General features: G+C 39.3%; 23 protein-coding genes and 2 tRNA genes. 16 read left to right on the top strand and 9 right to left on the bottom strand.

Going from position 1 to position 18,167, the window contains the following annotated elements; genetic code table 11:
• The first annotated feature begins 178 nt into the window (after positions 1-178).
• The gene (locus ACZ5YP_RS02105; RefSeq protein WP_464835607.1) at positions 179-1,075 is read left to right on the top strand and encodes a hypothetical protein; all 897 of its coding nucleotides are present in this window, start codon (positions 179-181) and stop codon (positions 1,073-1,075) included.
• Positions 1,076-1,120: 45 nt separating this feature from the next.
• Here the strand turns inward: ACZ5YP_RS02105 and ACZ5YP_RS02100 are convergent.
• Positions 1,121-1,194, bottom strand: a tRNA-Ile gene (locus ACZ5YP_RS02100).
• A gap of 159 nt (positions 1,195-1,353) precedes the next feature.
• Between ACZ5YP_RS02100 and ACZ5YP_RS02095 the strand changes: the two genes are divergently transcribed.
• Together ACZ5YP_RS02095 and ACZ5YP_RS02090 are read left to right on the top strand one after the other, a co-directional pair.
• Positions 1,354-3,180, top strand: a complete 1,827-nt coding sequence (locus tag ACZ5YP_RS02095) for an aldehyde ferredoxin oxidoreductase family protein (RefSeq protein WP_464835606.1) — start codon at positions 1,354-1,356, stop codon at positions 3,178-3,180.
• An 84-nt stretch (positions 3,181-3,264) separates the two neighbouring features.
• Positions 3,265-3,633 (top strand): DUF120 domain-containing protein, encoded by a 369-nt coding sequence (locus tag ACZ5YP_RS02090; protein WP_464835605.1) that lies wholly within the window; start codon positions 3,265-3,267, stop codon positions 3,631-3,633.
• Between the two features lie 6 nt (positions 3,634-3,639).
• Here the strand turns inward: ACZ5YP_RS02090 and ACZ5YP_RS02085 are convergent, their stop codons facing one another.
• The 7 genes from ACZ5YP_RS02085 to ACZ5YP_RS02055 are packed head-to-tail and all read right to left on the bottom strand — an operon-like array spanning position 3,640 to position 7,701.
• Positions 3,640-5,184, bottom strand: a complete 1,545-nt coding sequence (locus ACZ5YP_RS02085) for a proton-conducting transporter transmembrane domain-containing protein (protein WP_464835604.1) — start codon at positions 5,182-5,184, stop codon at positions 3,640-3,642.
• A 12-nt stretch (positions 5,185-5,196) separates the two neighbouring features.
• Complete coding sequence (locus ACZ5YP_RS02080) at positions 5,197-5,682, bottom strand: Na+/H+ antiporter subunit E (protein ID WP_464835603.1); 486 nt, start codon at positions 5,680-5,682, stop codon at positions 5,197-5,199.
• Positions 5,682-6,083 (bottom strand): sodium:proton antiporter, encoded by a 402-nt coding sequence (locus tag ACZ5YP_RS02075; RefSeq protein WP_464835602.1) that lies wholly within the window; start codon positions 6,081-6,083, stop codon positions 5,682-5,684. The genes ACZ5YP_RS02080 and ACZ5YP_RS02075 overlap by 1 nt, the downstream gene beginning before the upstream one ends.
• On the bottom strand, positions 6,076-6,816 hold the full coding sequence (locus tag ACZ5YP_RS02070) for an MnhB domain-containing protein (RefSeq protein WP_464835601.1): 741 nt from the start codon (positions 6,814-6,816) through the stop codon (positions 6,076-6,078). Before ACZ5YP_RS02070 ends, ACZ5YP_RS02075 begins: the two co-directional genes overlap by 8 nt.
• 2 nt (positions 6,817-6,818) lie before the next feature.
• The gene (locus ACZ5YP_RS02065) at positions 6,819-7,070 is read right to left on the bottom strand and encodes a hydrogenase subunit MbhD domain-containing protein (RefSeq protein WP_464835600.1); all 252 of its coding nucleotides are present in this window, start codon (positions 7,068-7,070) and stop codon (positions 6,819-6,821) included.
• Positions 7,067-7,426 (bottom strand): monovalent cation/H(+) antiporter subunit G, encoded by a 360-nt coding sequence (gene mnhG / locus ACZ5YP_RS02060; RefSeq protein ID WP_464835599.1) that lies wholly within the window; start codon positions 7,424-7,426, stop codon positions 7,067-7,069. Before mnhG ends, ACZ5YP_RS02065 begins: the two co-directional genes overlap by 4 nt.
• Positions 7,423-7,701 (bottom strand): MrpF/PhaF family protein, encoded by a 279-nt coding sequence (locus ACZ5YP_RS02055; RefSeq protein WP_464835598.1) that lies wholly within the window; start codon positions 7,699-7,701, stop codon positions 7,423-7,425. The genes mnhG and ACZ5YP_RS02055 overlap by 4 nt, the downstream gene beginning before the upstream one ends.
• Positions 7,702-7,853: 152 nt before the next feature.
• On the opposite strand from ACZ5YP_RS02055, the gene ACZ5YP_RS02050 reads away from it, so the two are divergent.
• From ACZ5YP_RS02050 to ACZ5YP_RS01990, 13 genes are all read left to right on the top strand, one after another.
• Positions 7,854-8,798 carry an ABC transporter ATP-binding protein gene (locus tag ACZ5YP_RS02050; protein ID WP_464835597.1) on the top strand — a complete coding sequence of 315 codons (945 nt, stop codon included), beginning with the start codon at positions 7,854-7,856 and terminating at the stop codon, positions 8,796-8,798.
• Positions 8,788-9,606, top strand: coding sequence for an ABC transporter (locus tag ACZ5YP_RS02045; protein WP_464835596.1), 819 nt, complete (start codon positions 8,788-8,790; stop codon positions 9,604-9,606). The genes ACZ5YP_RS02050 and ACZ5YP_RS02045 overlap by 11 nt, the downstream gene beginning before the upstream one ends.
• The gene (locus ACZ5YP_RS02040) at positions 9,606-10,130 is read left to right on the top strand and encodes an ABC transporter permease (RefSeq protein WP_464835595.1); all 525 of its coding nucleotides are present in this window, start codon (positions 9,606-9,608) and stop codon (positions 10,128-10,130) included. Before ACZ5YP_RS02045 ends, ACZ5YP_RS02040 begins: the two co-directional genes overlap by 1 nt.
• 37 nt (positions 10,131-10,167) lie before the next feature.
• Positions 10,168-10,383, top strand: a complete 216-nt coding sequence (locus tag ACZ5YP_RS02035) for a hypothetical protein (RefSeq protein WP_464835594.1) — start codon at positions 10,168-10,170, stop codon at positions 10,381-10,383.
• Positions 10,384-10,451: 68 nt separating this feature from the next.
• Positions 10,452-10,724 (top strand): 30S ribosomal protein S25e, encoded by a 273-nt coding sequence (locus ACZ5YP_RS02030; protein ID WP_464835593.1) that lies wholly within the window; start codon positions 10,452-10,454, stop codon positions 10,722-10,724.
• Positions 10,725-10,902: 178 nt separating this feature from the next.
• On the top strand, positions 10,903-11,226 hold the full coding sequence (locus ACZ5YP_RS02025; protein WP_464835592.1) for a DUF134 domain-containing protein: 324 nt from the start codon (positions 10,903-10,905) through the stop codon (positions 11,224-11,226).
• A gap of 85 nt (positions 11,227-11,311) precedes the next feature.
• A complete protein-coding gene (locus ACZ5YP_RS02020) occupies positions 11,312-11,530 on the top strand; it encodes a DUF5320 domain-containing protein (protein WP_464835591.1) in 219 nt (72 codons plus the stop codon).
• A 12-nt stretch (positions 11,531-11,542) separates the two neighbouring features.
• A complete protein-coding gene (locus ACZ5YP_RS02015) occupies positions 11,543-11,953 on the top strand; it encodes a NifB/NifX family molybdenum-iron cluster-binding protein (RefSeq protein ID WP_464835590.1) in 411 nt (136 codons plus the stop codon).
• A 44-nt stretch (positions 11,954-11,997) separates the two neighbouring features.
• Positions 11,998-12,073 (top strand) — tRNA-Gly (locus tag ACZ5YP_RS02010).
• Between the two features lie 75 nt (positions 12,074-12,148).
• Entirely contained in the window at positions 12,149-12,646 is a 498-nt protein-coding gene (locus ACZ5YP_RS02005) for a QueT transporter family protein (protein ID WP_464835589.1), read from the top strand.
• On the top strand, positions 12,643-13,344 hold the full coding sequence (locus tag ACZ5YP_RS02000; protein ID WP_464835588.1) for an ABC transporter ATP-binding protein: 702 nt from the start codon (positions 12,643-12,645) through the stop codon (positions 13,342-13,344). The genes ACZ5YP_RS02005 and ACZ5YP_RS02000 overlap by 4 nt, the downstream gene beginning before the upstream one ends.
• Position 13,345: 1 nt before the next feature.
• Positions 13,346-13,906, top strand: a complete 561-nt coding sequence (locus ACZ5YP_RS01995; RefSeq protein WP_464835587.1) for a hypothetical protein — start codon at positions 13,346-13,348, stop codon at positions 13,904-13,906.
• A 135-nt stretch (positions 13,907-14,041) separates the two neighbouring features.
• The gene (locus tag ACZ5YP_RS01990; protein ID WP_464835586.1) at positions 14,042-16,270 is read left to right on the top strand and encodes a beta-glucosidase; all 2,229 of its coding nucleotides are present in this window, start codon (positions 14,042-14,044) and stop codon (positions 16,268-16,270) included.
• Here ACZ5YP_RS01990 and ACZ5YP_RS01985 read toward each other — a convergent pair.
• Positions 16,260-18,101, bottom strand: coding sequence for a GH12 family glycosyl hydrolase domain-containing protein (locus tag ACZ5YP_RS01985; RefSeq protein WP_464835585.1), 1,842 nt, complete (start codon positions 18,099-18,101; stop codon positions 16,260-16,262). The two genes, ACZ5YP_RS01990 and ACZ5YP_RS01985, sit on opposite strands and share 11 nt — an antisense overlap.
• Positions 18,102-18,167 lie beyond the last annotated feature (66 nt).

Genomic DNA, 18,167 nt, shown 5'->3' with positions numbered 1-18,167 from the left:
GGATGGAGTCGATGGGCGGCCTGAATAATGATGATTGTTGACACGTTCGACCCGGCGTTCTACAGCCGATGATTAACAGCGGATAGCCTGATGTAAGTGATGATCCAGGTTGATATGAGGATTAATAAACCACTCGTATTAAACACTATATTGGTTTCTAGGAGAAAAGGTGTTGAAATTGGCATCTGGTATGGCGACGAAAACACTGCTTAAAAACACGTGGTTTTTGAGTAGTAGTGGATTCAAGTATGGATATGTATTCATCAATGGGTCTAGAATAGAAGACGCTGGTGAGGGAGACCCGCCGCCAGAATACGAGCTGGTAGAGTTAATGTATGACTTTGAGGGCGACGCGCTGGTAACTCATGGATACAGTGTAGTAGTAGACATTGTAGAATATGTTCTACGTGGATTAGACAATATTGATTTAAGTATATTTACACGTGAAGAACTGAGAAAACTAGCTAATGTTGGACTAGTAAACTCCTATATTAATGGTGTAACATTACCAGTTGCAATTACAAGCAAGCCAGAAGTAGTAGCTGATGTTGCACGTGAAAACATGATGAGAATAGCTTTAATTGTCGATAGAGGTACTGTCTCTAGAAACCCGTTTCTACTACTACTAGAAGTAGATAATGGAAAAGTATACTTTGAAGACCGTGTAATAGGAGAATACAACACGGTAATCTGTAAGCCGAAGACGATAACTAGTGAGTGTAGAATACTAGATACAAGGCAGTACGGCAATACAACAACCGCAATAGAAGAAGCATTTATGACAATAGGCGATGCACACAAAGCAATCGAGTTGCTAACTAATACCTATAGGTTGACAGGAGTAGATAGTGGATACATAGAGAAAAACAGTGCCTCAGACCTCATAATCCACGACATGAAAAACCCATTAAAGACACTACCACTAGTGAAAACAGCAAACATGGAGAAACTGGTTATGAGAGCCCAGCAACCAGACATTGTATTTATTGGAGGCGACATCTTCTACGACCATGGCGAAAACCTAGCTATACCAGTAGTAAAAATCCATGAAATAATCAAGAAGAGAGTAAAGTAGTATATACCTAGAGGAGTTTCCAACACTAATGTGGTTTGTGAGGAGTGGGCCCGCGGGGATTTGAACCCCGGACCTCCCGGTTATCAGCCGGGCGCTCCACCAAGCTGAGCTACGGGCCCTGACTAAAAATACTTATGGATTACCAGGGTTTTTAAATTAATACTATATTGACGGGTATTAAAACACAACTAGCTCAGTGAAGTCTCTCGTAGTGTCTTCTATTCTCTTAAGGTATATATTCTTTCCGGCGTGTATATATTGTATATGGGTGTATTGGTTTGAATGGATGGTGGGGTAAAGTACTATACGTTAACCTCACTAGTAAACAAGTCAAAGAGATAACACTGGATCCATCAGTATACCTCGAATACCTTGGTGGTAGAGGCCTCGCAATAAGGCTACTATGGGATTTAAACCCAATAGGAGTAGACCCGTTTTCACCATACAACCACTTGGTTATAGCTAACGGCCCCTTATCCTCGCTACCAGCTCCAAGTAGTGGTAAAATCCAGGTTGCAACTAAGAGCCCATTGACACTTGGATATGGAGATGGAAACCTGGGTTCAATGGCTAGCTTCCACTTGAAGAGAAGCGGGTATGATGCAATCGTGGTAACGGGTGCTTCGCGGAAGCCTGTATACCTGTATATTGAAAACGAAAAAGTAGAATTCAGAGACGCCGAGGACTTGTGGGGTCTAGACACGTTTACAGCTGAAGACAAGTTGATCAGGGAACACGGTAGAAATGTTGGAATACTATTGATTGGCCCGGCTGGTGAAAACCTCGTACGCTATGCAACTATAATATCACAGAAGGGTAGGAGTGGTGGTAGACCAGGCGTCGGCGCTGTAATGGGTAGTAAGAAACTCAAAGCCATTGTTGTAAAGGGCTCTAAAGAGCCGCCAATAGCCAACAAAGAAGAATTCAGGAAGATTGCTGAGGAAGCATATGAAAAAATCATGAAGAGCGACAACTACGACTTTTGGATTAGACAGGGTACAATGGCCACTATTGTCTGGAGCCAGCAAAACAGTGTCTTGCCAACAAGGAACTTTAGAGAGGGTGTTTGGGAGGAGTACGAGTCTATTAGTGGAGACTTAATGGAAAAGATCAAAATAGCTAGGAGGGGCTGTCCATTCTGCAATATGCAGTGTGGAAACGTAATACTAGACGACTCAAGCGAAGAGAGCGAGTTAGACTATGAAAACGTGGCAATGCTTGGAAGCAATATTCTCCTAAGTGATTTGAGACGTGTGGGAGAAATAAACAAACTAGCAGATAAAATGGGATTAGACACTATAAGCCTGGGTAACTCGCTTGGATTCTACATGGAGGCGAGTGAGAGAAAACTAGTCGAGGAGAAACTAGAATGGGGCGATTACAGAGAGATCAAGAGGCTGGTAATAGATATATCCCATAGGAGGGGCCTCGGTGCATTCCTAGCAGAGGGAGTAATGAGAATGTCCCGTAGCCTCGGTAGAGAAGCACGGGAATTCGCAGTACACGTCAAGGGATTAGAAGTATCTGCATACGACTGCCACGCTGCACCAGCAATGGCACTGGCATATGGTACTTCTCCAATTGGCGCACACCACAAAGACGCGTGGATTATAGCATTCGAGGTTAGAACTGACAGGTTTGGATACACGAGAGAAAAAGTCGAGAGACTAGTATTCCTACAAGACATGAGGGGTGGAATGTTCGAGTCGCTGACGACTTGTAGACTACCATGGGTAGAAGTAGCACTAGACCTAGAATACTACCCCAAGTTATTGACAGCGGCTACTGGTGTAACCTGGACACTAGAAGATATTAGAGTAGTAGCCAATAGAATATACTCGTTGATCAGAGCATACTGGATAAGAGAACACGGAGACTGGAGCCGTGAAATGGACTATGCACCAATAAGGTGGTTTAAACACCCATTAACCAAGGGTCCATATACAGGTATGAAACTAGACTTCGACAAATACAATAAAATGCTAGATATGTACTATGAAATGAGGGGATGGGACGAGCGTGGAATACCGAGAAAAGAAACACTACAAAAACTAAAACTAGACTATGTAATACCAGTTCTCGAAAAAATAGTTGAGTTAAAGTAAAACCCTTCAACGACAACAATTATTTTTTAATTCACTCAATTCTTTTTCCTCTTGATTACAATAGTGGAAGGGTGTATTGTAGAATTGACACTCTGCATACAGGGAAGAGTGGTGTCTGGAATAGGTAGAGCATGGTATTTCGTTGAGAAATATAGTGGTTTATTCGAGGGTTTAATTGATGGCAAACCATATCCTGGAACACTAAATATTGTTCTAGACAAGTGCTTCAACGAGGTGTTAGGGGGGATAGAGCCATTAATTATTAATCCACCAGAACCAGGTCTTTGTAGTGCAATAGCGTATAAGGGTTGGATTCGTGGAGTGAGAGTAGTCGTATTAAGGCCTCTTGCATCTAGACATGATTGTAGAGTAGTAGAGGTAATAGCTAGTGTTAAATTAAGAGATGTTCTTGGAGTTAGAGACGGGGATTTAATTGAAATATGTATTGAATAAAAAAGTCTACGTTGAGTAAAGTTTATTTGTAACGCTAATAATGTATTCTTCGATATTTATTGTTTGAGATGCACAAGAGCCAAATACTACTTCTAGGTTTTCTGGTCCTAGTAGGAATAGAATACCTAGTGCTACTATAACGAGTGTTAATACAGCTAGTGTAATCTTGGCTGCTTTGAAATCTATTTTCTTCTTTCCTGTTATTGGCGTACCTAATACCACGATGTAGAACAGTCTCATATATGATAGTAGTCCAATAGCACTTGCAATAATCACTAGTATAGCGGCTAATGGATTGTACTCGAAGAGTGCATTGTATAATAATAGTTTCGCTAGAAATCCAGGTAGTGGTGGAATACCAGCGAGTGTCAGTGTTGACACTGTAAAAGCTAGTCCTGGTAATAAATACCTTGTTCCCAGGCCTGAGAGCTCGTTTATATTTCTACTACCAGCTATTTTTATAAATACACCAGTACTCAAGAAGAGTGTTGCTTTAGCTAGTGAGTGCATTATGATATAGTATGTAGAGGCTAGTAGTCCTAGTTCACTAATACACGCTATACCCATAAACAAATAGCCGAGATTCATAACAGTAGAATATGCAATCAACCTCTTTACATCTGCCTGGATCATCATTAGTAAACCACCAACTAGCGCCGATAATCCACCCATAACGATAGCTATTAGTGAAATAGTTTCTCTAACACTGTATAATGGGTCGCTCATAGCACTCCAAGTAGCAATATAGAGGAATTTATAGAGTCCTACAATACCAGTATTTACTACGAGACCACTTAATAGTGCAGATATAGGTGTTGGTGCAGCTGGGTGTGCGTCTGGTAGCCAGAAGTGATTGGGGAATACACCGCTCTTTATACTAAAAGTCCAGAGTGAAATACCCAGTATTAACCCGAAGACTATGTAGTTTACCTCGCTTGTTACAATAGGTATTCTCAGTGAAAAGTCTACTATGTTTAGTGTTCCATAATAACTGTATACAAGGCCCATTGAGAGCAGGTATAGTGCTGTACCAAGCGAGCCTATAAACGCGTATTTTAATCCTGATACAATAGAGTCTCCTCTATGTCTATAATACATTACAAGTCCATAACTAGATACACTTGTTACTTCTAGCATTACGAATAAATTGAATAAATCACCCGTGTATATAACGCCTAGTAGTCCACAGGCATTTCCGAGTAGTAGTATTGTATACCATGGGTAGCCATCATCAACAATATAGCTCACACTATAAGTCATAATCATGAGAAGTATGAATGATGTAACTAGTCCGAGCAATGCACTGAAACGGTCTACAATATACGTTATACCTATGGGTGCAGGCCAACCAGCTGCTTTAAATACAAGTGGAGATTCTAGTCTATATGCTTCTATTGTAACTAGTAGTGAGAGTATAGTGGTTATAAATAGCCCTGTTATCCCCGTAGCCATTACAATATATCTATTTCTAGATGATAGATATACTAGTGGTGTTAGAAAAGCTGTAAATGCAGGGATAAAGGGTATTAAACCAATTAATACTTCGATCATAAACTCCCCACCTCAATCAAATATTCTACTTGCAAAGCGCTCGAATTCCAAGCTTATACTCTCTCTTGCTTTTAATGGATCTGTAGTGGTTACATTGATCCAGTTGACGTAGAAGTAGTCGTTTTTCTCGTCTACTACTATTGTTCCAGGTGTATTGGTAATAGAGCTCATTACGAGTAGTCTAGCATACCTTGAAACAGAAGCAACCGGTACTCTCACTATGCCTGGATTTATATCCATAGTAAATATTCTTTTAACAACATCCATGTGTGCTCTAAACTCTATTATTGTAATGTACTTTATGAAGTAGTATACTAGGTATAGGAATCTAATGGGTTGTTTTAATTTCTCCTCGTCTTCTACAAGATATTTTGCAGTTATAATACTGAGTATTATTGATACTAGTAGACCAGTAATTAGTGTTAATGGCGATATTGAACCAGTAAAAATAATGTAGACTATAAACACTAGTAACCATACAACTAGGTATTTCAACATTACTCTTCCACCCCACTCCCACTTAGTATTTCAATTATTTTCTTTGCATCAGTAGTACCAGTCAATCTATAAGCTTGAATAATACCGAAAGCTATGAGTGCATTTATTGCTAGACCGATTACTATACCGGTTAATACTAGTGCTTGTGGAAGCGGGTCTGAGGCGTGTTTAATCATGTAGTCTACATTTCCCCCGCTTAGATCTTCGTATACTGGTGGTATAAGGGGGTGTGTAAAGTAGAAGCCTGCGAGAATTACAGCTACAAATATAGTGTCTGAGAGTATTGTAAGTGAAATTAGTTTTTTAACCAGGCTTCTTCTATACACTATTCCATATATTGCTATCAACGAGTTTAATGCAAGTATTATTACTATTAGAGTATAGGATACTTCTTCAAGCACTGGTCTCACCTGTTTTGTAGAGTTCTTCGGGTATAGATAAATAGAGGGCTACAGCAATAAAACCAGATGCTACTGCAATAGACTCGAATATATTGTATAGCGATATACTACCACTTATCGGTATGCCGAGTACTTGTGCAGGATAGAATTTCTGGTTTGTTACAATTTCTAGTCCTTTTACTACGGGGAGTAGTGCTACTAATCCAATGGCTGTCAGTGCAAATCCTCTTAGAGCAACTAGTTTTGTACTAGTAATACCCTTTTCTAATAGTGCATACATTGAAAACACGGGTATTATCAACATAGCAGCTACAGCTAGTGCTGAACCACCCGGGAATCCACCACCAGGTGTTAAATGACCGTGGAATGTAATAGCTGTTGATATAGTGGCTATTAGCAACGAGATTATTTTGGTAGAGGTCTTTGAGAAGAGTGTTAGTCCCATAGGGGTTTTCGTAATGTTTTTCACGCTTATTCTAAATATTGCTAGTCCACCAACTATTGCCAGGTATAATACTAGTGTTTCATATATTGTATCTAGTCCTCTATAATCCCAGACTATTGCTGCAACTGCTTCTGGGCTACCAGTGTCTCTAATGGTATTGGTAACATAGTATACTGCTAGTTCTTTTAAACTCTGTGGAATAGGTATATCTAGTACTAGTGAAGCCACTATTGATACACTAAGGGCGAATACAACTAGTAGAATTAATACTAGGATTCTAGTATTCACTATCAACCACCCTCAAACCTCTCTGTCTTGCTAATAACAAATAGTACTAGTGCAGAGTATAATCCAACCGATACTGTTACATATGTCATTACAATATCTGGTGTAGACATTGTTTGTAATAGTATGGCGTAAGATATACTCTGACCAGCTGAGAATACAATTGCTTTCAACAAGTCTTTTTCTGTAATAGCCATGTAGACGAAAACCAGGCTTAATAGTGAAGCGGTAATTAATAGTATTATGGGTAGTATCATTGTGTCTCATCCTCTACTAGGTGGTCTACAATGGGGTTCCACTCAACTGTTTTTGATTTATGTGCTGCATATGCTAGTACATGGCTTCCAATGGGAGCAACAATCAATAATAGAATAGCTGTTACAAAAGACGCTCCTGCAATAGCGAATCTACCTGGTAGTTCTGGTAGCCCCAGGGCCATTAGTGAAATACCAATTAGTGGTAGTACAGCACCATATATAGCACCAATAGTTGCAGCGTGTAGTCTAACATAGAAGTTTGGAAATCTAACTAGTCCAATAGCAGCAATCAAGTCAAATACTCCACCAATAATAAATAACGCACTTCCAACCCAGAATAACACGGCCTCGATCATACTCCCACCTCGCGTGTAACCAAGTATTTAGATACATAGACGTCGAGTAGATAGACCCATAAAGCAAGCATTATAGGTGGAGCTATGAGAAACGGTGTTCTATGGTATATTGCAAGAGCCATTAAAAACACCGCTAGATCATACGATAACGAGTCAGCGGCGAGAACCATGTCGGGGATTGTTGGGCCCATAAGCAACCTATATGAATATAGAATAATAGCAACTATGTATAGTGGTGCACCAATAAGCACAACTAGCTCAGCGTATTCAATCAAGTTCTCAGCCAAAGTTTACTTTATAGGGGGGTGGGATATTTAAACATCACAAGTAAATGTATCTCTAACTTCCTCATAGATATCCAGAGAGATATAAATAAATTAAAACAATGTATTTTCTCTATAGAAGTATAGAGTAAAGGATTGATTTTATGAAGAATAAAGCAGTTGAAATAAAGAATTTCACTAAGAAATTCGGTAGCTTCATAGCAGTTGATAATTTAACACTCGATATATACGAGGGAGAAATATTCGGGCTACTAGGCCCCAATGGCTCGGGCAAGACAACAACACTTCTCACAATAGCTACTGTTTACAAACCGAGTGGTGGAGACATCTATGTATTTGGACACAGTGTTACACGTGAAGACTACGAGGTTAGAAAACTAGTTGGTATAGCGTTCCAAGACCCGAAGGCCATGTGGATTGATAAGCCAATAGACCTATTGAAGTGGCATGCTAGAGTAGTGGGCTACTCTGGGGAAGAGGCAAAGAGAGTTGTAAGAGAAGTAATGGAGTTGCTTGGATTATGGGAGCACAGAAACAAACAGTTCTACCAGTTGAGTGGTGGAACAAGGAAAAAAGTTGAACTAGCAAAAGTATTAATTCAAAAACCAAGAGTTGCAATACTCGACGAGCCAACAGCACAAGTAGATGTCTTATCTAAACATGCATTATGGGATGTAATCAAGAAACTACGCGATGAGGGAACAACTGTTATACTAGCAACAAACGACATGTTTGAAGCTGAAAGGGTTTGCGAGAGGATTGGTATTATATACAAGGGTAGGTTGAGGGCGCTGGGAACGATAAGCGAGTTAAAAGACTCTATTCCCAGTGGAGACGTAATAGAAGTGCAATACGAAGCGTCGAGTCTACCAGGCGAGTTGTTGAGAGAACTAGAGGTCTACGGTAAAGTAAAACACGAAAGCAATAGGATTACTATATATGTGGAAAAAGGCGAAGAGAAAGTAGTAGATATTGTCGACTTGTTTAAAAAGAGAGGTGTTCGAATAAAGAAGATTATGGTTAAAGAGCCAACACTAGACGATGTATTCACATATATTACTGGTGCTAAACTACGAGGTGAAGAATAGGGTGTCAATGCTTAGAACACTACTCGTTATTGCTTCATGGGACTTAATAAAGCTGAAGAATCAAAAAGTATTTATTGCTATGAGGTGGGCTTGGTTCACTGTTCAAATACTGGTTTTTGCACGTGCAATATCATATATTGTCTCTCACAGTGTAACCCAGTATACTGGTGGAGTAGACTACTACCACTTCTACATTCTCGGAGTATACACTACACTCCTATACTCTGCGAGTATTGCGAGAGGCTATATGATAGCAGATGAATTCGATGATGGAATAGTTGAATACCACCTCGCACTACCAGTTAAAAGAAACATACTCGCAGTTGGCAGGGTTATTGGTAGTAGTATTTCAACTATTATATTTACGTTTCCAATGATGATAATAGTATACATGGTGCTCGGCGTCCGCGATATACTAGCTATACTGGTATCGCTAGTCTCTGCGCTTGTTTTCTCAATGGGTGTTGTATCATTTGTTATAATGATTGTTTTCACTGTGAAATCAACAGACCTCACTGATATAATAGTAGGAGCTATTGACGCGCTACTAGTGAGGCTTAGCACGGTTTTCTACCCGCTACCAGTAATAATGGCTACTGGTATAGCACCATACTATATTGCTGCACTAGCAAATCCCATCTCGCACATGGCTGACTTCCTTAGAATACTATTGTTTCCCGAATACTACCTTGTAGTACAGCATGGATTATGGGCTTCATTAGTGTATTTAATAGGCTTCTCTATGGGCTTGCTTATACTTGCTATTGAATACTATGAAAAGAAGCTTGAAGCTGGCGGGTGGAGGTAATGGTGGGCCTTAGAGAATTCGTTTTACAGTCATTTATTGTTTCTCAGAGGGATTTAAAGAGGTTTTTTATGAATATCTACTGGCTGGCTGGTCAAGTAGCAATGAATATTGCTGACTTGGTTATATTTGGATTGATTTTTAGGGGTATAGTAAACCCTGTGTTGATACCAGACTACATCAAGTTTATTACTCCAGGTATACTCTGCCTCTCGATTTTCATCTCGTCTTTTACTATTGGGAGAGAAGTAGGTGTAGAGTTAAGGAGAGAGGTTACACACTACCTTGTATCTCTACCTATTACACGAGGAGCACTTGTTGCTGGGAGAATACTTGGCGGGGTATTGAGGGGTTTTGTATACCAGTTCGGGTTTATAATACTAGCTGTTTTAATAATGGGTCTGCCCACGCTGGATAAGTGGTTGTTGATTCTAGCTACCTCGCTACTACTTGCAACCACGATGTCTAGTATTTCTATTACTGTTTCAACGCTTACACGGGATTTTAATTTACAGGCTGCTGATTAGATCACTAGTATACTTCTTATTCTTCTTCGTATCAAACGTGTTCTATCCAGAAAAGGCAATAGCTGTGAGGCTGGGCCCAGCCGCTCCACTAGCATACTACTCGCCTGTCTCAATGGCTGTTAATATCTACAGGTATAGTTTTGGATATATCCAGCAAGTAGACTTATTGTTTAATCTAGGTGGACTAGTAGTATGGTGTATATTTGGATTGCTACTAGCATACAAGCTGTACATTAGAAATCTCACTAGGTAGTATATTTAAAACCCGTGATTGAATACATAGTAAGAGAAGACATCGTGGTTTCACAGGGGTGCTTAGATATGTCTACACAGAAACAAAAGAAAACAAGAGAGAAACTAAGTGTTCCAGAAGAGGTTTCAATGAGGAGTCTAAACGACCTTGGAGAAGTACTCACCAAGCTCAAAGCAGAAGTAGAAAAAGGAAATGTTAAATACATTACTCCATACATGCTTGCAACAACATATAACATCACTATAAGCGACGCCAAGAAAGTATTGAATGAAGCAGTTAAACAAGGATTTATGAAGCTATATAGTGGTGGAAGAAGAGTTAAAATCTACGTACCAGCCTAGCAGAATTCAATAGAGTGTAATACACTTTATTGTTTTAACTAGTCTCAGGACAAAACAGCTTTCTATCCCCCTGCTCTCCTCGCAGTCTCCGAGTTCAATGCCATACACAGTGGCATAGTAGATATTAGTTGATTAAACAACAATGTATATCAAGGTGGTGTTTACGCCTAGACGTTGTATGCGGCAGTGGCGTAGAAGACTGAGCTGTATGGAAGGCGCCGAGTTGAAAATGGTAGAAGAGCTATTCTATATCCCAGTAAAAACAACCAGCCCGGTGATTGCAGACTACGTAGAAATATATGATTACGAACTAGAAGCATTTAAACTAGTCCACTATGATGGATTAACCACAGATGAAGCAGCTGTTAAAATGGGATTGTCTAAAACAACATTTTGGCGTATACTAGAGCAAGCCAGAGTTAAAATAGCAAAAGCACTAGTAGAGAGAAAACCACTTAAAATAACTCCTTCTAGGAGAGAGGATTTACTCCAGCAGAGTTAGACCCTGTCCATTTGAAACATGTTTCACTCTAGATAAATATTGTTTATAAGGGGTTTTGAAACATGTTTCAAATTGGTGGTAAAACATGCCCTGGTGGAAGCACTGGCCTGGTCGTGGACCATGGAGGCACCTACCGTCTTGGGAGAGGCCTGGATGGATATATGGAAGAGGATGGTGTTGGAGCTGGATTAAACCACCAAGTAGAGAAGACGAAATTAGATATCTCGAGGAGTTAAAGAAATACATTACCGAAGTTGTATTAAAAGAAATTGATCGCAGACTCGAAGAACTAAGAGGAAAGTAGGAGGCAACCACTATGGAGTCTAGTGAAACAACTGTAATTGCTATTCCAGTAATCAGTGTTCGTGGAGAATACTATGTAAGCCATCATTTCGGTAGAGCACCATACTATGCCATTGTAGAATTAGGTAGAAGTGGATACAGGCGCATAGAGATACTGGAAAACCCTTCACCAAACCATGTTCACGGACATGGGAGAGGAGGTTCACACATTGTAAAACTCATAGAGTTGTTTACACCTAGAAGGGTTTCCAGTGTAGTAGTCTTGGGGATTGGTCCGGGTGCATACTATAGACTTAGAGAACAAGGAGTGAGAATATATTATCTACCAGTAAAACCAGGAGAATTAATACCGCTATCCAGGGCGATAGAAGCATATTTGAATAACCAAGTAGAAGAAGCATTAGAGCCAAGAGAACTAGATTAGTATACAAGTATAAAACCCAGTCCCCACTAGTAGATTTTATTGGAGCGGCGGTCGTCTAGCCTGGACTAGGACGCCGGCCCCCCAAGCCGGAGATCCCGGGTTCAAATCCCGGCCGCCGCATTTTCTTCTTCATTTATTTTAAGACCCTGTATATACAATAACTAGGTAATAGTGGACTCTAGAGAGGTGTTTTACGTGAAGACCCGGGTTATTGACACTGTTAAAGCAGCTGTAGTTGCTGGATTATATGCTGGATTAGTATACGCGCTTGCACCAATTAGCTTCCAAGAGTTTCAAATTAGAGTAGCCGATGCACTATTAATACTACCATTTCTCGACTACTTCGGCTTCCCCGCTGTGATTGGACTGGCTATTGGCTGTGCTATAGCTAATCTAGCATCTCCCTTCGGCGTAGTCGACATAGCGTTTGGCTCTTTCGCCAACCTCGCGGCTGGTTTAATAGCTTGGATTATTGGAAGGAGGAGTAAGAGTATACCTGCACTTATACTTGCATCTATACTTGAAGCGCTCGCTGTATCTCTTGTTGTCGGGTATTTCGTATTATACCTGTATGGTGGTATACCAGATATACTGGTAGCAATAGTGGGCGTGTTGGTTGGTAGCCTGGTTAGTATTAGTGTCTTGGGTGTTTCACTAGCGTTATTCCTATTGAAGAGGCTGGGTATAAAGTGATAAAACTAGAAGATGTAACAGTAGCGGTAGCTGGAGAACCAATACTCCGAGATATAAACCTCGAGTTTAAACCAGGATTACACCTTGTAATAGGGAGGAATGGTTCCGGCAAGTCTACACTGTTGAAGACTATTGCTGGATTAGTAAAACCCGTTAAAGGCCGTGTCTTGGTGTATGGACGCGACATACACAGTCTCACGAGGCGCGAAGTAGTCAAACTGGTTGGCTACACCTGGCAAAACCCCTATGCTGGATTTGTAGAGGCAAGTGTTAGAGATGAATTAGAGTTTACTAGGAGAGTTACTGGTGTTGAATTAAACAAAGAAATAGTAGAGCTACTCGTACCAAGACACTTAATGGATAGAAACCCGTTTACTCTTAGTGGTGGTGAAGCCAAGCGTGTTTCACTCGCTTCTATCTTGGCGCTGGATCAACCAGTATGGCTTTTAGACGAACCATTCGACTTCCTCGACACTAGTGGAGTAGAAGCTGTTACCAAATTGATATTTAGAGGAGTGGAGAAGGGAAAAATAGTGATTGTTGCAAGTGCTAACATGGCCTACCTCCACGTCTTCCGAGACAGCCGTGTAGTCTTGATATCGAGGGGCGTGGTTACTTTTGAAGGCGATTTCAAAGACCTCTCGTTGAGTATACTGGAAGAACACGGTGTTCCAACAAAGACATTAATGTGTGGTTGAATTGCTAGAAGAAGTATTCCAAGCGAGGGCGAGGAGGACCATACTACACAATTATAGAGCAATATACTTTAAACTACTACTAGTAGTACTTGTTGTTGCATCACGATTTATATCTATACACCTCGTACCCCTCCTACTCCTCGTTGATACACTAATACTCTTATACATTGGTGTTAGGAGAATATTGCTCGCCACGTTTACTACATGGGTTTTTCTAGCACTATTAATAACAAGTATTAACCTTCTACTCGGCTCGTTTAAACAAGAATACTTCTATAATCTAGTCTATGGTTTTACAACGTTTACTGCTACACTGTTATTCTTTGCTACTACAACACCAAGAGATCTACGGAGACTAATAGGATTCAATACGCTAACACTATCCTATTTATTCCTAGACTACTCCTATAAACTAGTAGTAGACACTATTCAATCACTACAAGCACGTGGATGGAGGGCTGGGCCATCGAGCACCAAGTATCTACTGAGAGCATTTGGAGTACTACTTGTAACAAGACTAAAAGAAGTAGAAGAAGCGCTCAGAGCGCGAGGACTAGAATAATAGTTTACATTGTATATTTATCCCTACTCTAATATATCGCTTTTTTCAATAATTGAATACCATTCTGTTTTGGTGAGTATTAAAGGCTTTAAAATATCTTAGTTTTATGGATGTTTTCAAGAAATGGTGGGTTGATTGAATAAATATAAAGACTTAGTTAGATCCATGTCTCTACGTGAAAAAATATCTCTCATCGTGGGTGCGGGTTTCTCGCGGAGTATTACTGGTGCTGCTGGTGAGACAAGGAGTATTGAGAGACTAGGCATACCTGGAGTGGTATTAGCTGATGGGCCAGCTGGACTTCGAATCCACCCCTTAAGGCTAGGAGTAAAAAACGAATTTTACGTTACGGCGTTTCCCAATGAGATAATGCTTGCATCTACTTGGAATACAATGCTCGTTGAAGAAGTTGGAAGAGCTATAGGTGAAGAAGTAAGGGATTATGGAGTTGATGTTTTACTAGCTCCCGGGTTAAACATGCATAGAATACCAATAGGTGGAAGAATATTCGAGTATTTCTCGGAAGACCCTATTCTAGCTGGTGAAATGGCTTCAGCATATGTTAATGGTGTACAATCAGCTGGAGTTGGAGCTACACTAAAACACTTTGTAGCTCACGAACAAGAAGTAAATAGACTCAAAGTAAACATTGTTGTCTCCGAGAGAGCATTGAGAGAAATATACTTGAGACCCTTTGAAATAGCAATTAAAAAATCTAAACCATGGGCTGTAATGGCTGCATATAATAAACTAAATGGTGTTTACTGTACACAGAATCCGTGGCTTCTTACAAAAGTTCTAAGAGAAGAATGGGGCTATAACGGCCTAGTAATGACTGATTGGCATGCTGGAGATAACCCCGTAGAGCAAATAAAAGCAGGCGTTGATTTAATCATGCCTGGAGACGACGAGATCATAGAGAAACTTATAGAGGCAGTTGAAAAAGGTGAAATCACCGAGGACATCGTCAATGAAAGAGTTCTACGAGTATTAGAATTAGTCGAGAAGAGTTTGAAGAGTAAGGGGTTTACAGCCCCTAATACCACTAATCTAGAAAAACACGCTGAAACAGCTTTAAAAGCAGCTATAGAGGGAATAGTGTTATTAAAAAACGATAATGCCCTCCCAGTTAAACCACCAGCAAAAATAGCTTTGTTTGGCCGTGGTTCATATTGGACTGTTAAAGGAGGACTAGGTAGTGGGGATTCATATCCTAAATACACGATTTCCATTGTTGATGGATTAAAAGAAAAGGGTTTCCAAATAGATAGTGAAATTGAAAATATCTATAGAAACACAGTGCATAGATGGTATGAATACGGCGAGTCCATATGGCTCTATAGAAAACTAAGAGAGAAAGCTCTTATCAACGTTGATCCATGGTTAATAGAATTATTAACCACTCATTATGTAGACACGGTTTTTGAATACCTACGTACAATGCATATTCAAGAAGACTTCTTTACAAACGAACAACTAGAAGAAGTAGCTAGGAGAAATGATCTAGCGATAATAACAATATCTAGAATATCGACTGAGGGATTTGATAGATTTCCATTTAAAGGAGACTTCTATCTCAGAGACGATGAATTAAACCTCATTAAAAACATATCTAGTGTTTTCCACAAGTATAACAAGAAAGTAGTGGTTTTACTCAATGTACCAGGCCCTATTGAAATAGTTAGTTGGAGAGATCTAGTAGATGCTATACTAGTTATATGGCTTCCAGGTCAAGAAGGCGGGAGAGCTGTTGCTAGCATTATAGCAGGTGATGTTTCACCCAGTGGAAAACTCCCATTGACATGGCCAAGTAACCTCTATGAAAATCCAGCGATGAGAACATATCCTAAAACACCAGGTGAAAACCCATCTGAGATAGTCTACCTCGAAGACATATATATGGGTTATAGATACTACGATACATTCAGTGTTAAACCAGCATACGAATTCGGTTTTGGATTAAGTTATACCAGGTTTGAATACAGCGACTTAGATATCCAACTAGGAGAAGATAAAATAATCGTAAAACTCAAAGTGAAAAATACTGGTTTATACCCGGGTAAAGAAGTTGTTCAAGTATACTTTAGAGCATTAAATACTAGATTGAATAAACCATACCAAGAACTCAAGGGATTTACAAAAACAAAACTATTAAATCCAGGTGAAGTAGACGATATAGTGGTTGAAATCCCCATAACCTATCTGGCTTCATTTAATGGAGCGTACTGGATTATTGAAAAAGGACCATATGAAGTGAGAATCGGTCGTTCATCGAGAGATATAGTCTTAGCAGGAAGAATTGAGTTAAACCGTGATTACTGCTATGATACAAAGTGGAGAGAAATTAATTGTTCTATAGAATAGTCTTTTTTCGATATAGAAGTAGAAATAGTGTTATTACACTTATTAATATAGTAGCTAGAGCAATGTAGAAGTACCAGTCTATTTTTTCCCCTCTAATACTTGTAGTTTGGGAGAGTTTAGATCCGAGTATATAGTACTCAATGATTTCTTGCACCCCCTGATCCTTCATTATAGCGTAAGGTCCATCATTCCAAGCCCATATACCGAGATGTAGTGATTTACAATTCAATGTAAATAATTGTTCTAGGATTTGGCCATAGTATTTCTCATCTATTTTCTCATCGAATACGATTTGTCTCTGTGGATTCCATGGTTCAATATATGCTTCTCTATCATTTAATCTAAGGCCAATTTCTCCTATGAATAATTCCTCGCAGGGTATACTAGTAGTAAATACACGTAGTTTATTAACAATGTATTCTGGAATTAGTAGTCGGTTATTTTTGTATTCATACACCCAGATATCAATACCTATTAATTCAAGACCAGCAATTCTTTTTAGTTTTAATAGTGTTTCTGGTTCTTCACTACTTGTTCCATAATAGTAGAATCGTGCTAGTGGAAATTCTTGTTTTAATTTCATGTATAGTTCAACCAGGTTTTCAATACATTGATTATTCATAGTGCACTTGGTTAACTCGCTAAATCCTAGAAAAGTGTTTTCTCCTCTTCCAATCGCTCTACGTAGACTTTCTATTATTTCTTCGTGTAGAATAATTTGATCTAGGTTACCTCTCCACGTCCATGATGGATGATATTTCTCTGGAAATAGGTTTATGTATAATACTCCATGTGTTTCTCTAAACTTCTCGATTAATTCGATTGATGTATTCAACCAGTTTTTAAGAGTAGTACTACATAATCCGCATTCAACATCGTATGCTAGTACTATTCCAGGTGTAAAGTTTTTATTGAAGGATTCTGGTTTGGTTTTCTCACCCCATGGTGTTATCCATGCTACAAGTTTCTTTGAATATATAGATAAATCCACTAGTTGACTTGTAGTGTAGTCGCCTATAACCAGCCAGTATTTAGATATATATGCTTCGACACCTACTTGTTTCGAGTAAAATATTTCATAACCTAATTCAATCGAGTACAATGTGTATTCGTGTTCACTTAGATTTAATCTCTTCATGGAATCCACTATGAAGTCTGAGAGGTTTAATACGATTTCTCCTTTTCTAATAGGGGGTTGTAGTACGTAGGCTATATAAGTCCACCCACTACCTATACTTCCAGCAATCCATATGTCGAATCTAACGTTTACGGGTTTTCCATTCACTAAGACTTCAACTACGTGAGAACCTATTTTTCTCCCAGCTGGTCTCGCATGATCGTGGTATAGCCAAATCATTAATTCTACATCTCCAGGGCCTGGTTGCCTTAAAACGCTGGATTTTAAAATCCATATGTCGAATGCTAGGTTTAAACCCGTTGTATAGTTTACTATTGAATAATCTAATACAGTGTGTATTTTTGGTAATAGATGTATTTCTAGTGGTAGTTTTAAATAAGAACTCGTTTTTCGATTTAAACTACTACTCCATGGTTTTACACCATATATTACTTCTGGGTAGGCGATTACATTCCATTCCCTTAATGGTATTTCATCGAGTGATAAATGTGTGTGTAATTCTAGAACACCTTGTTCGTTTATTTTAAGGTCTATGTATCCATTGAATTTGTTTTCAAAGCCGTTTAAACCCCACGCGTTGACGTCAATATATCCATATTCGATTTCTTTTTCATCCCATAATCTACTTGGAGTAGCAGTTGAAGTTAATGCTTTATTAGATGGAATTAACTCAATGATTTTGTATTGCTCCACTGTATTCTCCCCGTAGATGGGGATTATTGCTTGTAAGGTGGAAATCAATGAATATATGAGAAAGAT

This window comes from Sulfophobococcus zilligii, assembly GCF_055398255.1.
This window is presented reverse-complemented; position numbering and strand designations above follow the sequence as displayed.

Excerpts from the sequence above, each read along its gene's own strand:
- ACZ5YP_RS02085 (WP_464835604.1), bottom strand. The coding sequence starts at position 5,184 with ATGATCGAAGTATTAATTGGTTTAATACCCTTTATCCCTGCATTTACA.
- ACZ5YP_RS02080 (WP_464835603.1), bottom strand. The coding sequence starts at position 5,682 with ATGTTGAAATACCTAGTTGTATGGTTACTAGTGTTTATAGTCTACATT.
- ACZ5YP_RS02065 (WP_464835600.1), bottom strand. The coding sequence starts at position 7,070 with ATGATACTACCCATAATACTATTAATTACCGCTTCACTATTAAGCCTG.
- mnhG (WP_464835599.1), bottom strand. The coding sequence starts at position 7,426 with ATGATCGAGGCCGTGTTATTCTGGGTTGGAAGTGCGTTATTTATTATT.
- ACZ5YP_RS02050 (WP_464835597.1), top strand. The coding sequence starts at position 7,854 with ATGAAGAATAAAGCAGTTGAAATAAAGAATTTCACTAAGAAATTCGGT.
- ACZ5YP_RS02040 (WP_464835595.1), top strand. The coding sequence starts at position 9,606 with ATGGTGGGCCTTAGAGAATTCGTTTTACAGTCATTTATTGTTTCTCAG.
- ACZ5YP_RS02030 (WP_464835593.1), top strand. The coding sequence starts at position 10,452 with ATGTCTACACAGAAACAAAAGAAAACAAGAGAGAAACTAAGTGTTCCA.
- ACZ5YP_RS02025 (WP_464835592.1), top strand. The coding sequence starts at position 10,903 with ATGCGGCAGTGGCGTAGAAGACTGAGCTGTATGGAAGGCGCCGAGTTG.
- ACZ5YP_RS02020 (WP_464835591.1), top strand. The coding sequence starts at position 11,312 with ATGCCCTGGTGGAAGCACTGGCCTGGTCGTGGACCATGGAGGCACCTA.
- ACZ5YP_RS02015 (WP_464835590.1), top strand. The coding sequence starts at position 11,543 with ATGGAGTCTAGTGAAACAACTGTAATTGCTATTCCAGTAATCAGTGTT.